Below are 12,135 nucleotides of genomic sequence, written 5' to 3'. Positions count from 1 at the left end.
CGGACGAGGGGGGCGCCGACTGCCGGGAACGGCGGACGGCGCCCTCCTCGTCCGTGGTGTCCGTGCGCCTCCAGGACTTCCGCGCGGGGGCGTCCGTGCGCCCTCAGGACTCCTGCGGGGCGGGCACGTCCCGGCCGTTGAGCGCCCGGTAGGCGAACCGGGTGACGGCCTCCACGGCCTCGTCCTCGGGGAGGTCGGACCAGGGCTGGGTGACGCTGTCGAACGTCGCGGTCAGCAGGGTGAGGGTGGCCTCGGGGGAGGCCGGGAGGTCGGGGACGTGGCGGAGGTGGTCGCGCAGGTCGTCGAGCTGGGCGCGCCGCCAGTGCCGCAGGGTCGCGGCCAGTTCCTCGCTGACCAGGGACGCCTGATGCAGCGCGAGCAGGGTGGCGGCGTGCTCCCGGTACACCCGCACATAGGCGGCGACATGGAAGCGGATCGCGTCCGGGTCGGTGAAGTCCGCCTTGTGCTCCGCGCTGTCCGCGGTGCGGTCGCCGGCCGCCGAGACCTCCGCGAGCAGGGCCTCCAGCAGCTCCTGCTTGCCCGTGAAGTGGTTGTAGAAGGAGCCTGCCGAGCGCCCGGCCTCGGCCGTGATGTCGGTGATCTTGGTGTTCAGGTACCCGCGCGTGGTGAACAGCCGCTTGGCCGCCTCGATCAGCGCACCTCTGGTTTCGGCCGCCTGTACCGAACGTTTCACGCCGCTCTCCTCGTGACCTTGACAGGGCACGCTAGCAGCCCGCAGAGTGAATCTAAATTCAGTGAATGGAGATTCATTATGCGGGTTCTCATCGTCGGCGCCGGACCCACCGGACTGACCCTCGGCATCGACCTGGCGCGGCGCGGAGTGGAGGTGCGGATCGTCGACAGGGCCGAGGAGTTCTTCGCCGGGTCGCGCGGCGACGGCATCCAGCCCCGCACCCTGGAGGTCCTCGACGACCTCGGCGTGCTGGAGGCCGTCCTGAAGGAGGGCGCGCCGCCCGCCCCGACCCGTGTCCACCTCGACGGCCGCGCCGTGAGCGAACGCCGGATGTTCGCACCGCGCGAGCCGCGCCCCGACGTGCCGTACCCCAACCCCTGGGTCCTCGGCCAGTCCCAGCTGGAGGGCATCCTGCGCGCCCGGCTCGCCGCGTTCGGCGTGCGGGTCGAGTCCGGCACCGCGCTGGTCGGCCTGGAGCAGGACGCCGACGGCGTCACCGCACGGCTCTCCACCGGCGAGAGCGACCGGGCGGACCATCTGGTCGGCGCCGACGGCGGCGCCAGCCTCGTGCGCAAGGCGATCGGCGTGGCCTTCCCCGGCACCACCGACGAGACGTTCCGCATGCTGATCGGCGACGTGCGCGCCCCGGACCTCGACCCGGCCTTCGGGTACTGGTTCGCCGCGGGCGACGACCCGGCGGAGGGCGTCGGCCTGTCGCCGCTGCCGGGCACCGGCATGTTCCAGTTCGTCACCCGGCTCGGCACGGGCGACGACGCCTCGCTCACGACCATGCAGGCGGCCCTGGACCGGTTCTCGGCGGGCGTGCGCCTCACCGGCCACGGCTGGTCGACGGTGTGGCGGCCCAATGTGCGCCTCGCCGACCGCTACCGGTCCGGCCGGGTCTTCCTGGCGGGCGACGCCGCGCACGTCCACCCGCCGACCGGCGGCCAGGGCATGAACACCGGTGTCCAGGACGCCTACAACCTCGGCTGGCGGCTGGCCGCCGGACACGACCTCGACGGCTACGAGCGCGAGCGGCGCGCCGTCGCGGCGCGCGTCCTCGGGGCCACCACCGCGCTGCTGAACCGCTACACCGAGGGCCGCGAGGACGCCTACCGGCGCGGCGAGGAGAACTACGGCCTCGACATCACCTACCGCGCCCCCGGCGCCACCGGCCACCTCGTCACCGGCGACCGGGCGCCCGACGCCCCGGTCCTGGACGCGACCGGCGCCCGGGTACGGCTCTTCGACCTGTTCCGGGGCCCGCACTCCACCCGCCTCGTCTTCGGCGCCGACGCCCCCGCGGCGGAGCCGCACACCTACGCCGTACTGCGCCCCGGCGAGCGGCCCGGCCCCGGGCGGGGCGGCGAGTACGTGACCGACGCGGACGGCCACGCCCATGCGGCCTACGGGGCGTCTTCGGGCGACACCTTCGTCGTCCGCCCGGACGGCCATCTGGCCTGAGTCGGCGGCCCCGCGCGGCGGCGGCCGTACCTCAGCGGCCCGTGCCGTCCCCGGCACCGGCCAGCCAGGCGCGGGCGGCGGCGGTCAGCGTGGTGACACCGGTGCGCAGGGTCGGTTCGACGACCGGCGCGAAGAGCGGCGAGTGGTTGGACGGCAGGCCGTGGGCGATCCGGGCCAGCTCCTCGAAGGTGCGGGCCGCGGCGAAGGCCGCCGGGTCGGCGCCGCCCAGCAGCCAGTAGACGCAGGGCGCCCCGGCGGCCTCGGCCAGCACACCGATGTCCTCGCTGCCGGTGGCCGGCCCCGGATCGACCACCCGCGCCTCGCCCAGCGCCCCCGCGAGCGCCCGCCGGGTCAGCGCGGACGCCTCGGGGTCGTTGACGACCGCGGGGAACGACTCGGTGCACGAGATCTCCGGATCGCGCGGCGCGCCCGAGGCGGCGGCCTCGGCCCGGACGATCCGCTCCACGGCCGCCAGGACCGCGGTGCGCACCGCGGGCTCGAAGGTGCGCACGCTCAGCAGCAGCTCGGCGCGGTCCGCGATGACGTTCGGCTTGTTCCCGGCGTGCAGCGCGCCCACGGTGACCACCGCGGTGGCGGTGCCCGCGATCTCCCGGGCGACGATGCCCTGGAGCCGCAGCACCGTCGCCGCGGCCATGACGACCGGGTCGACACACGCCTCGGGCCGCGACCCGTGGCCGCCGCTGCCGTGCAGCACGACGCGCAGCGAGTCGGACGCGGCGAACGCGGGCCCGGCGTGCAGCCCCACGTACCCGGCGGGCAGCGGCGCCACGTGCTGGCCGAGCACGACCCGCGGCCGGCCGAACCGCTCGAACAGCCCGTCGTCGATCATCGCCTGCGCGCCCCGGCCGACCTCCTCGGCGGGCTGGAACACCAGCAGCAGCGTGCCCCGCCAGGAGGCGCGGTCCGCGGCCAGCGCCGCCGCGGCGCCCAGCAGACAGCTGACGTGCACGTCATGGCCGCAGGCGTGCATCAGGGGCACCGCGTTGCCGTCCCCGTCGGTGGCCCGCGCGGAGCTGGCGTAGGGCAGATCCGTGCGCTCCTCCACGGGCAGCGCGTCCATGTCGGCGCGCAGGGCCACGACGGGCCCCTCGCCGTTGCGCAGCACACCGACGACTCCCGTGCCGCCGATCCCGGTGGCGGTCTCGTACCCGGCAGCGCGCAGCCGGTCGGCGGCGATCTGGGCGGTGCGGTGCTCGCAGAAGGCGAGTTCGGGGTGGGCGTGGAGGTCGCGGTAGAGGTCGGCGAGGGCGGACGCTTCGGGGTGCGGGGAGGACGTGCTGGGCATCGTGCCACCTTCCGGTGCTCGGGACCGGCGCAGCCGCCGGGACGTACCGCTCGCCCTCAACATAACCAGCGCGGCCCGCCGGTACGCGCCCGTGGCGCCGGACCCCTCACCGTGCCGCGCGTCCGGTACGGGCCGGGGCCCCGTCCGGCTCAGGCCGCCCGGGAACGGCGGGCCGCCATCACCGCGTACACGAGGACGCCCGCGAACAGGAACAGCACCCCCTGGTACACGGCCGCGTAGCCCGCGCCCGCGACGAGCCACAGCGAGAAGGCGGCGGCCACCGAGGCGACCACGCCGTCCCGCACCAGACGGCCCCGGTCCACCCGGTCGCGGTGCCCGGAGACCAGGTGGAAGATCTGCGCGGCCGTGGCGAGCAGATAGGGCACGGTCGCGGTGAACGTGGTGACGAGGACGAGGACCCGGAAGACCCCGGCCGAGCCGGAGGCGTAGTTGTAGACGGTGAGCAGCGAGGCGAGGACCACGGTGACGCCCACCCCGAAGGTCGGCACCCCGCGCCGGCGCCGTGCGAAGGCCGCCGGGAACAGCCCGTCCCGGGCGGCGGCGTACGGCGTCTGGGCGCTCAGCAGGGTCCAGCCGTTGAGGCAGCCGGTCATCGACACCAGGGCGGCCAGCGCCACGGCCCAGCCGCCCCAGGAACCGCCGAACATGGCGTTCACGGCATCCGAGAAAGGTGCCCCGGACTCCACCAGACGGCTGTGCGCGACCGTGCCGAAGACGGACAGCGTGCCCAGCAGATAGACGAGGGCGGCGCCGGTGGTGCCGATGACGGTGGCCCGGCCGACGTTGCGCCGGGGGTTCCTGACCTCGCCCGCGCTCACCGCGGCCGACTCCACGCCCAGGTAGGAGAAGAGCAGCAGCGCGGCGGCGGCCGAGACCGCGCCGACCGTGCTGCCGCCGCCGGCGTGGAAGGGGCCGAGGTTGCGCGGGTCGAAGAAGAACAGCCCGCCGATCGCGACCAGCAGCAGCGGCACCAGCTTCAGCACCGTGGAGACGACCTGCACCGCCCCCACGTAGCGGGTCCCGGCGAAGTTGGCGAGCGCGGGCAGCCACTGGAGGGCGAGCGCGGCCAGGCACGCGGTCCAGCGGTGGCCGTTCACCGGGATCAGTACGTCCAGATAGCCGACCGCGGCGACGGCGAGCGCGGCGTTCGACACCCAGGTGGTGATCCAGTACGCCCAGGCCGCGAGGAACCCGGCGAAGTCGCCGAAGGCCGCGCGGGCGTAGACGTAGGGCCCGCCGGTGCGCGGATCGCGCTCGGCGAGCCGGCCGAAGACCAGGGCGAGGGCGACGGCCCCGGCGGTCAGGACGCCGAAGGCGACCAGGCTGACCGTGCCGTACGGGGCGACGGAGGCGGGGAGCAGGAAGATGCCGCCGCCGATGATGTTGCCCATGACCAGGGCGGTGGCGACCGGCAGCCCGAAGCGGCGGGCGTGCCTGCCGGGGGAGGGAGCCTCTTCGCCCGCGGGAGTGGTCCCGGCGGGAACGGGGGCCGCGGGGGTCTCCCGCGCGGCCGCGGCCGGCGGGACGGTCCCGGGGACGTGCATGGGGTGGTGCGCCTCTCGTCGGACAGTGCCCGGGGTCGCCGGGCGGCACCCGGGATCGCCGGGCAGGCCCCATGGTCGGGCAGGGTCCGGCATTCCGCCAAATCACACGTTTTTGTCCGGTATAGGATCGTCGGGAACCGGAAAAAGTGCGCCGTGGGGCGCCTGCGGGCGGGGATCGTCCGGCCTCCGGTGCGGCCCCGTCGCGGCCCGCGGCGGCGACCGGTGGGGAGCCCCGTGCCGGGGCCGCGCCGCGCGGGACCGGTCGCGCTCGGCGAGAGGAGTGACCGCAGGATGACCTAGCGTGGGCGTCATGTCCGAATTGCCGCACGGTGGGCACGGCCGGCCCCCCACCCCCGCCGAGCGCTGGGCCGCGTTCCGGAAGTCCCCGTTCCTGCCCGCGACCGTCCTGACGCTGATCCTCGCCGCGGCCGCCGGGCTCTTCGCCGGCTCCTACACGTACGCCATGGCCAACCCCACCCCGCACACCATCCCCACCGCTGTCGTCGGCCACCACGACACGCCGGAGAGCCGCCGCTTCGTCACCGGCATGGAGAAGGCGCTGTCCGCCTCCCTCAAGCTGCGCCCCTACGCCACCGCCGCCGAGGCCCGGACCGCGGTGGACGACCAGCGGGTCTTCGCCGTGCTCGACGTCCCGCCCGACCGGCGCACCGTCCTGCTCGACGTGTCCGGCGCCTCGGGCGCCACGGTCGCCCAGGTGCTGGAGGAGGCCGCGCAGCAGGTGGGGCGGGCCACCGGCGTCCAGGTCACCGTCCGCGACCTCAAACCGCTCCAGCACGGCGACCCGCGCGGCCTCGCGATCTTCTACATCTCGCTCGCCGCGGTGATCATCGGCTTCGTCGGCGCCATCCAGCTCAGCGTGCACGCGCGGGCGCTCGACCCGGCCGAGCGCATCGCCTTCACCGTCGCCTACGCGCTGCTCGGCGGCTTCGTGATCGCCGCCGTGGTGGACTGGCTGCTCGGCGCCCTCGACCTGCCGTTCGTCGAGTCCTGGCTGATCCTGGCGCTCACGATGTTCGCCTCCGGGATGGTCTTCTCGATGTTCAACACCCTCTTCGGGCGCTGGGCGATGCTGCCGACCTGGGGACTGATGGTGCTGCTCGGCAACCCCTCCTCCGGCGGCGCGGTCTCCTGGCCGCTGCTGCCGTCCCCGCTCGGCGCGGTCGGCCGCTGGCTGCCGCCCGGCGCCTCGGTGAACGCGCAGCACACGGCCGTCTACTTCGCCGGACACCAGCACGCCTTCCCGTTCCTGGTCCTCGCCGCCTGGGCCGTCGTCTCCTGCGCGGTCTTCTGGGTCTGGCGGCACCGCCACCCCGGCGGCCGCGAGGCCCGCCCGGCGCACGCGGCCGCCTGACGCGCCGACCGCTCCGCGGCTGCCGCCCCGCCGGTTACCTGTCAGGTCATCGACGCCGCCCCGCACCCGGTGCCACGATCACCGGCATACGCAGTGAGACCGGCGCGACCGACCGGAGGACGTCATGACCGCCTACGCCATAGCCCATCTGCGCGACGCCGCGCCGCACCCCGAGACCGCCGAGTACATCGAGCGCATCACCGCCACCTTCGCGCCGTACGGGGGCCGCTTCCTGGTGCACGCCACCGCGCACGAGGTGAAGGAGGGCGCCTGGCCCGGCCATGTCGTGGTCATCGGCTTCCCCGGGATCACCGAGGCGCGGGCCTGGTGGGACTCGCCCGCCTACCGGGAGATCGCACCGCTGCGCTCCCGCCATGTCGAGGGCGACATCATCCTGGTCGCGGGCGTGCCGGAGGGCTACGACCCGGCCGCCACCGCGCGGGCGATGCGCGAGGCGCTGCCCGCCGGACCGGCCCCGGACGCCTGACCCGTGCCGCCCGGACGGGCCCGGCCCGCCGCTCTCATCCGGCGGGCACCCGCCGCCCGCCGCGCCCGTCCGGACGCGGCAGCGCGGCCGGTGAGGACAGCGGCCCGCGGGGACCGGCGTCGTCGTCGAGGGTGCCGTTGACGCCCGCCGCCGCCTCGTCGGCCGCCGTGCCGGGCCCGCCCGCACGGCCCAGCCACTCCCGGTACGCCGGGGCCTGGCGCGCCGCCTCCCAGTACGCCTCCTCCAACTCGGCGTAACCCCGGTCCAGTTCGTCCTCGCTGCGCGCCGCGAGCAGCAGCCGCACCCCGATCGGGTCGCCGAGGAGAGGCCGGACGGCGAGGTCGGAACGCGGCCGCGTCGTGGGCTGGCTGACCGTCACCACCTCGCCGGTGGCCGCCAGCGAGTACGCGGTGAGGTAGTCGCCGTGCAGCATGTCGGGCCGCAGCCCCGCCGCGCGCAGCACCCGGCACAGCGCGTCCCACTCCCCGTCGACCGTGGAGTCCACCATCCACCGGTCCGCCGCCAGATCGCGCAGCCGCACCTCGTGCCGCGCCGCCGCCGGATGGTCGACGGCGAGACACACGAACTGCGGTTCGCGCTCCACCAGCACCCGCAGGCACAGCCCGGACGGCACCCGCAGCGGACTGCCCTCCACCTCGTGCACGAACGCCATGTCGAGCCGGCCCGAGGCCACCATGCGCAGCAGGGAGTTGGCGGAGACATCCATCTGGAGGGTCGGCTCGGTGCGCGGGGTGCGCGCCCGCAGCCGCCGCAGCCAGCCCGGGATGGCGCGGCTGGCCGTGGCGCCGATGCGCAACTGGGGTCCCCCGGCGCGGGCCGCGGCCGCCCGGGTCTCGGTGACCAGCGCGGCCAGCTCGCTCACCAGCGGCCGGGCCCGGCTCAGCACGGCGCGCCCCAGCGGCGTGGGCCGGCAGCCGGTGCGCGTGCGGACGAAGAGCTGACCGCCGAGGGTCTGCTCGATCCGGCGCAGCTGGGTGCTCAACGAGGGCTGAGCCATGCCGAGTTCACGGGCGGCCCGGTGCAGGCTGCCGGTGTCGGCGATGGCGCAGAGCACGCGCAGATGCCTCACCTCGAGCTCCATGAGGGGGAGCGTAGGGCGGGGCGGCGGCGCCGCACCAGACGAGCAAATGGCGACGGAACCGTACGAGTCGGCCCCCGATAGCCCCGTGCTATCCCAAGTTGCCATCATCCCGGCGGCGTTGGCCTGCCCGAGACTCATCCGCAACCGACCGTTCACACCCCACACCGAACGAGTAGGAGCCCCCACATGTCGTCCTCCCGCACCGGCGCCGCGGCCACGAAGTCCGTCCGCAGACTCGTGGCCCTCGCGCTCGGACTCGGCCTGGCCTCCGCCGCGCTGGGCACCGCCGGACCGGCCGCCGCCGCCCCGGACGCCTCCGGTCCCGCCACCGTCGCCCGGTACACGGGCACCGCCGCGCACACCGCCGACACCCAGGCGTTCTTCGACGCGGTCATGAAGTCGGTCGCCGAGAAGCAGGCCGCGCACCCCAACCTGAAGTCGGTCACCGTCTACTACAGCGCCGCCCAGGCGCCGAGCTTCCGTTCGCAGATATCGAGCGCCGCCTCCATCTGGAACAGCTCCGTCACCAACGTCAAGCTGGCCGCCTCCTCGGGCAGCGCCGACTTCTCGTACTACGAGGGCAACGACCCGCAGAACGGGTCCTACGCCTCCACCGACGGCCACGGCCGCGGCTACATCTTCCTGGACTACTCGCAGAACCAGCAGTACGACTCGGTCCGCGTCGTCACCCACGAGACCGGCCACGTGCTCGGTCTGCCCGACCACTACAGCGGCCCGTGCAGCGAGCTGATGTCGGGCGGCGGCCCCGGCCCGTCCTGCACCAACCGCTACCCGAACGCCAACGAGCGCGCCCGCGTCAACCAGCTGTGGGCCAACGGCCTGGCCAAGGCGCTGAGCAAGGTCAACAGCGTGCGCTGACGGCCCGGCGGCGCACTCCCCGAGCGAGCGCGACGGCGCGGACCGAGGCCCCGGCCCCGGTCCGCGCCGTCGCGCGCTCCGGCCGCCGCCCCGCCGCCCCAAGTGCCGTGCACGGCCCCGTCGTCGGCGCCACGGGCCCGTCCGGACGGGTAACGTCACCCCGTGCGCACCGGACGGCGGACGGCCGGGCGCACGACGAGGCGCGAGGGCGCGAGGGGGAGACATCGGATGAGCCGCACGGACAGTTCCGCCGAGGAGGCGGGCCACGGCGTCCCGCCGCGCGACCGCACCGGCCAGGCCGAGGCGTTCGACGCCATCGGCGACCGCTACGACGAGGCGTTCCCGCACAAGGAGGGCCAACTCGCGGCCACCGACCGGCTGATCTCCGCGCTGCCCGCCGGGGCCCGGGTCCTGGACGTCGGCTGCGGCACCGGGGTGCCGACCGCGCGGCGGCTGGCCGAGGCGGGCCTCGACGTCGTCGGCGTCGACCTGTCGGCCACCATGGTGGAGCTGGCCCGCGAGCGGGTGCCCGGGGCGCGCTTCCACCGGGCGGACCTCGCCGACCTGCGCCCCGGCGGCCCGCTCGGCCTCGGCCGGTTCGACGCGGCCGCGGCCTTCTTCTCGCTGCTCATGCTGCCCCGCGCGGAGATCCCCCTCGCCCTGACCTGGATCCGCGAACTGCTCGCGCCCGGGGGCCTGTTCGCCCTGGCGATGGTCGAGGCCGACGCGGACGACGTCCCGATCCCGTTCCTGGGCCGCACGATCCGGGTGTCCGGCTATCCCCGCGCCGCGCTGCGGACCGTGGTGGAAGGGGCCGGCTTCGACGTGCTGGCCGAGTCCTCGGCCTCGTACGCCCCCGCGGGCCCGGACGCGCCGCCCGAGGAACACCTCTTCCTGCACTGCGCACGACGCGGCTGACGGGCCGCGCGGCGCCCGCGCCGGTCGCTCGGCCTCCTCAGCCGGAGGACGGGCGCAGCACCAGGCAGACGAAACCGAAGCTGTCCCGGTAGCCGCGCAGCCAGCCCGCGCGGTGCTCGGCGGCCGCCGCGAGCGCCTGGGCGCCGTCCGGGTCGCCGGGGCGGTCCAGCGCCCAGGAGGCCAGCGACCCGGTCCACGCCCACTCGTAGGCGTCCAGTTCGCGGCGCGAGCTGATGTGCCCGCCGACCGGTGTCCAGCCATCGGCGGCGACGGTGTCCAGGACCGAGGGCAGGTCGCCGAGGTCCCCGAGCATCCCGACCGCCTCGGCCGAGGGCGGGTGCTCCCAGAAACCGTCGCCGATCAGCAGGCGCCCGCCCGGGGCCAGATGGCGGCGGGCCGCCGCCAGGGTGGCGCGCAGACCGCCGAAGGCATGCGTCGCGCCCACGCTGAGCACCGCGTCGAACGGGCGCGCGCAGGTGAACGCGGCCGCGTCCGCCTGATGCAGGAGCAGCCGGTCCCGTACCCCTTGGGCGTGCGCGGCGTCGCGGGCGCCGTCCAGCGCCTCCGCGGCGACGTCCACCCCCTCGGCGCGCAGCAGCGGACGCATGGCCAGGGCGCGCAGCAGCCACTCGGCGCCGCCGCAGCCGAGGTCGAGCACCCGGGCCTCCTCGCGGGGCAGCAGGCCGTCCAGCAGCAGGCGTACGGACTCGTCGTCGAGCGGGGCGGCGATCGGATGGCCGGCGTGGGCGAGCCGGGAGATCTGGGCACGGTTCACCGGCGGAGCCTGACACGGGGCGGCGTGCCGGGACACCGCATTTTCCCGGCGGCCCGCGGAAACCGGGCCCGCCGCCGGGGAACCACCGCCGGGGAACCATCCGCATCATCCGGGAGGAACCGGGGCGGTGCGGACCCGCCGTCGAGCACGCCGGAACCTCCAGGCACACTTTGGGTACCGCGATTCGCATGACCAGAGGATGATCAACGGATGATTACGCTGACGAAGGAAGACGGCCCGGCGGACCTGGACGGGGTCACGCATCTGTCCATCGGAGTGTCGTGGGACCCCACCGCGGGCGCCAGCGGCGGCGTGATGGGCATGCTGCGCCGCAAGGCCGGCACCGACCTCGACCTGATCGCCGTCGCGATGCAGGGCGGCGACCCGGTGCGCCTGGCGGGCCTGGACTCGCTGGACCCGATGGGCAACGGCTCGCTCGTGCACAGCGGGGACAACCAGACCGGCCGCGGTGACGGCGACGACGAGACGGTGACGGTCGAGTTCGCCCGGATCCCGCAGCAGATCACCTCGATCGTGTTCGTGGCCGCCGCCTTCAAGAAGGGCAGCTCCTTCCAGAAGGCGCGCAACATCAGCTTCAAGGTGTACGACGCGACCGGCGGCACCTCCCAGCAGGTCGCCGACATCTGGCCGAGCCTGCTCACCCAGGACAACGGCTGCGCCGTGGCCAAGGCGCTGCGCGTGGGCGGCTCCTGGAAGCTCGAAGTGATCAATGTGACGGGCAAGATCAAGCAGGGCGACGAGCACGCCCTGATGCGCTTCGCCGTCAGCAAGTGACCGCGGGCCCGGGGCCCCGGGCCGCCCGCGGTTCAGCGCCGCCGGTCCCGGTACAGGTCGCGCAGCAGGGCGATCTCGGCGCCGTGGTGCAGCACTTCCTGGTTGACCCACCACACGACGTCGGCGAACGGCTCCTCCGCGTCGCCGCCGTGCGGATAGGTGCAGTGTCCGACGGTGTCCAGCGCCGCGTCGTCCGCGCCGAGCAGGGCCCGCCGCCAGGCCGAGGCGCCCGCCTCCAGGGCCGTGAGCGCCTCGGCGGCGCCGCCCGGGACCGGGTGGCCGTCGCGGGTCAGCCGGTGCGAGCCCGCCGTGTGGTCGGCGCGCAGCGCCAGCATCTCGCCGAGGTGGCTCAGCCGCCAGGCCAGTGTCGTGAACGGCGGCGGCCAGGGATGCGGGTACGCGGCGGCGTCGCGCCCCCAGTCACCGGCACCGGCCAGCAGCGTCGCCCGCGCGCCCGGCCCGTCCGTCCGCCGCCGCACCGACCAGCACCGCGGCACCGGCTCCCAGAAGTACTCCTCGTCGGTGAGCGGTTCGACCCGGGTGTCCGTCCCGTCGCCGCTGTCCATGACCGGCCCGGCCAGCCGGCCGCGCAGCCGCGCGTACGCGAAGTCGAACTGCGCGAGCAGGGGGACGAGACGAGGGGGGACCACGGGCGCTCCTGGTGTTCCGTCGCCCCCGGCGGGGCGGCCGGCCGGTCACCCTGCCACAACGGGCCCCGCCCCGCCCGCCATTATCGGGCGCGGGCCGCCCGGCCGGTGTCCCTGCCCGCTCCGGCAGC

12 protein-coding genes are annotated in these 12,135 nt (G+C 75.3%); 6 read left to right on the top strand and 6 right to left on the bottom strand.

Features of this window, described 5'->3' with window-relative positions:
• Nucleotides 1–103: 103 nt before the first annotated feature.
• On the bottom strand, nucleotides 104–694 hold the full coding sequence (locus tag ACWDYF_RS21055; RefSeq protein ID WP_389464704.1) for a TetR/AcrR family transcriptional regulator: 591 nt from the start codon (nucleotides 692–694) through the stop codon (nucleotides 104–106).
• A gap of 78 nt (nucleotides 695–772) precedes the next feature.
• Between ACWDYF_RS21055 and ACWDYF_RS21050 the strand changes: the two genes are divergently transcribed.
• On the top strand, nucleotides 773–2,158 hold the full coding sequence (locus ACWDYF_RS21050; protein WP_389464706.1) for an FAD-dependent monooxygenase: 1,386 nt from the start codon (nucleotides 773–775) through the stop codon (nucleotides 2,156–2,158).
• 31 nt (nucleotides 2,159–2,189) lie between these two features.
• Here ACWDYF_RS21050 and ACWDYF_RS21045 read toward each other — a convergent pair whose 3' ends face one another.
• Both ACWDYF_RS21045 and ACWDYF_RS21040 read right to left on the bottom strand, forming a co-directional pair.
• Nucleotides 2,190–3,464, bottom strand: a complete 1,275-nt coding sequence (locus tag ACWDYF_RS21045; protein ID WP_381744322.1) for an amidohydrolase — start codon at nucleotides 3,462–3,464, stop codon at nucleotides 2,190–2,192.
• 149 nt (nucleotides 3,465–3,613) lie between these two features.
• Nucleotides 3,614–5,029, bottom strand: a complete 1,416-nt coding sequence (locus ACWDYF_RS21040; RefSeq protein ID WP_389464708.1) for an amino acid permease — start codon at nucleotides 5,027–5,029, stop codon at nucleotides 3,614–3,616.
• A 310-nt stretch (nucleotides 5,030–5,339) separates the two neighbouring features.
• On the opposite strand from ACWDYF_RS21040, the gene ACWDYF_RS21035 reads away from it, so the two are divergent.
• Nucleotides 5,340–6,401, top strand: coding sequence for an ABC transporter permease (locus ACWDYF_RS21035; RefSeq protein ID WP_389464710.1), 1,062 nt, complete (start codon nucleotides 5,340–5,342; stop codon nucleotides 6,399–6,401).
• Between the two features lie 124 nt (nucleotides 6,402–6,525).
• Nucleotides 6,526–6,888 carry a DUF1330 domain-containing protein gene (locus ACWDYF_RS21030; protein ID WP_018569877.1) on the top strand — a complete coding sequence of 121 codons (363 nt, stop codon included), beginning with the start codon at nucleotides 6,526–6,528 and terminating at the stop codon, nucleotides 6,886–6,888.
• A 34-nt stretch (nucleotides 6,889–6,922) separates the two neighbouring features.
• Here ACWDYF_RS21030 and ACWDYF_RS21025 read toward each other — a convergent pair whose 3' ends face one another.
• A complete protein-coding gene (locus ACWDYF_RS21025) occupies nucleotides 6,923–7,990 on the bottom strand; it encodes a LysR family transcriptional regulator (RefSeq protein ID WP_389464713.1) in 1,068 nt (355 codons plus the stop codon).
• A gap of 186 nt (nucleotides 7,991–8,176) precedes the next feature.
• Between ACWDYF_RS21025 and snpA the strand changes: the two genes are divergently transcribed.
• Both snpA and ACWDYF_RS21015 read left to right on the top strand, forming a co-directional pair.
• A complete protein-coding gene (snpA, locus tag ACWDYF_RS21020; RefSeq protein ID WP_381744324.1) occupies nucleotides 8,177–8,869 on the top strand; it encodes a snapalysin in 693 nt (230 codons plus the stop codon).
• A 228-nt stretch (nucleotides 8,870–9,097) separates the two neighbouring features.
• The gene (locus ACWDYF_RS21015; protein ID WP_389464716.1) at nucleotides 9,098–9,787 is read left to right on the top strand and encodes a class I SAM-dependent DNA methyltransferase; all 690 of its coding nucleotides are present in this window, start codon (nucleotides 9,098–9,100) and stop codon (nucleotides 9,785–9,787) included.
• A gap of 37 nt (nucleotides 9,788–9,824) precedes the next feature.
• Here ACWDYF_RS21015 and ACWDYF_RS21010 read toward each other — a convergent pair whose 3' ends face one another.
• Nucleotides 9,825–10,562: an SAM-dependent methyltransferase gene (locus ACWDYF_RS21010; RefSeq protein WP_389464719.1), complete on the bottom strand. Its 738-nt coding sequence runs from the start codon at nucleotides 10,560–10,562 to the stop codon at nucleotides 9,825–9,827.
• Between the two features lie 210 nt (nucleotides 10,563–10,772).
• Here ACWDYF_RS21010 and ACWDYF_RS21005 point away from each other — a divergent pair, with 210 nt between their 5' ends.
• Nucleotides 10,773–11,357, top strand: coding sequence for a TerD family protein (locus ACWDYF_RS21005; RefSeq protein WP_018569872.1), 585 nt, complete (start codon nucleotides 10,773–10,775; stop codon nucleotides 11,355–11,357).
• A gap of 32 nt (nucleotides 11,358–11,389) precedes the next feature.
• Here the strand turns inward: ACWDYF_RS21005 and ACWDYF_RS21000 are convergent, their stop codons facing one another.
• Complete coding sequence (locus tag ACWDYF_RS21000) at nucleotides 11,390–12,007, bottom strand: DinB family protein (RefSeq protein ID WP_389464722.1); 618 nt, start codon at nucleotides 12,005–12,007, stop codon at nucleotides 11,390–11,392.
• Nucleotides 12,008–12,135: the final 128 nt, after the last annotated feature.

The sequence above is a fragment of the Streptomyces sp. NPDC003284 genome, assembly GCF_053589675.1.
The sequence above is the reverse complement of the archived record's forward strand: the minus strand, read 5'-3'. Positions and strand labels throughout refer to the sequence as shown.

Excerpts from the sequence above, each read along its gene's own strand:
- ACWDYF_RS21040 (WP_389464708.1), bottom strand. The coding sequence starts at position 5,029 with ATGCACGTCCCCGGGACCGTCCCGCCGGCCGCGGCCGCGCGGGAGACC.
- ACWDYF_RS21035 (WP_389464710.1), top strand. The coding sequence starts at position 5,340 with ATGTCCGAATTGCCGCACGGTGGGCACGGCCGGCCCCCCACCCCCGCC.
- ACWDYF_RS21030 (WP_018569877.1), top strand. The coding sequence starts at position 6,526 with ATGACCGCCTACGCCATAGCCCATCTGCGCGACGCCGCGCCGCACCCC.
- ACWDYF_RS21045 (WP_381744322.1), bottom strand. The coding sequence starts at position 3,464 with ATGCCCAGCACGTCCTCCCCGCACCCCGAAGCGTCCGCCCTCGCCGAC.
- ACWDYF_RS21005 (WP_018569872.1), top strand. The coding sequence starts at position 10,773 with ATGATTACGCTGACGAAGGAAGACGGCCCGGCGGACCTGGACGGGGTC.
- ACWDYF_RS21050 (WP_389464706.1), top strand. The coding sequence starts at position 773 with ATGCGGGTTCTCATCGTCGGCGCCGGACCCACCGGACTGACCCTCGGC.
- snpA (WP_381744324.1), top strand. The coding sequence starts at position 8,177 with ATGTCGTCCTCCCGCACCGGCGCCGCGGCCACGAAGTCCGTCCGCAGA.
- ACWDYF_RS21025 (WP_389464713.1), bottom strand. The coding sequence starts at position 7,990 with ATGGAGCTCGAGGTGAGGCATCTGCGCGTGCTCTGCGCCATCGCCGAC.
- ACWDYF_RS21015 (WP_389464716.1), top strand. The coding sequence starts at position 9,098 with ATGAGCCGCACGGACAGTTCCGCCGAGGAGGCGGGCCACGGCGTCCCG.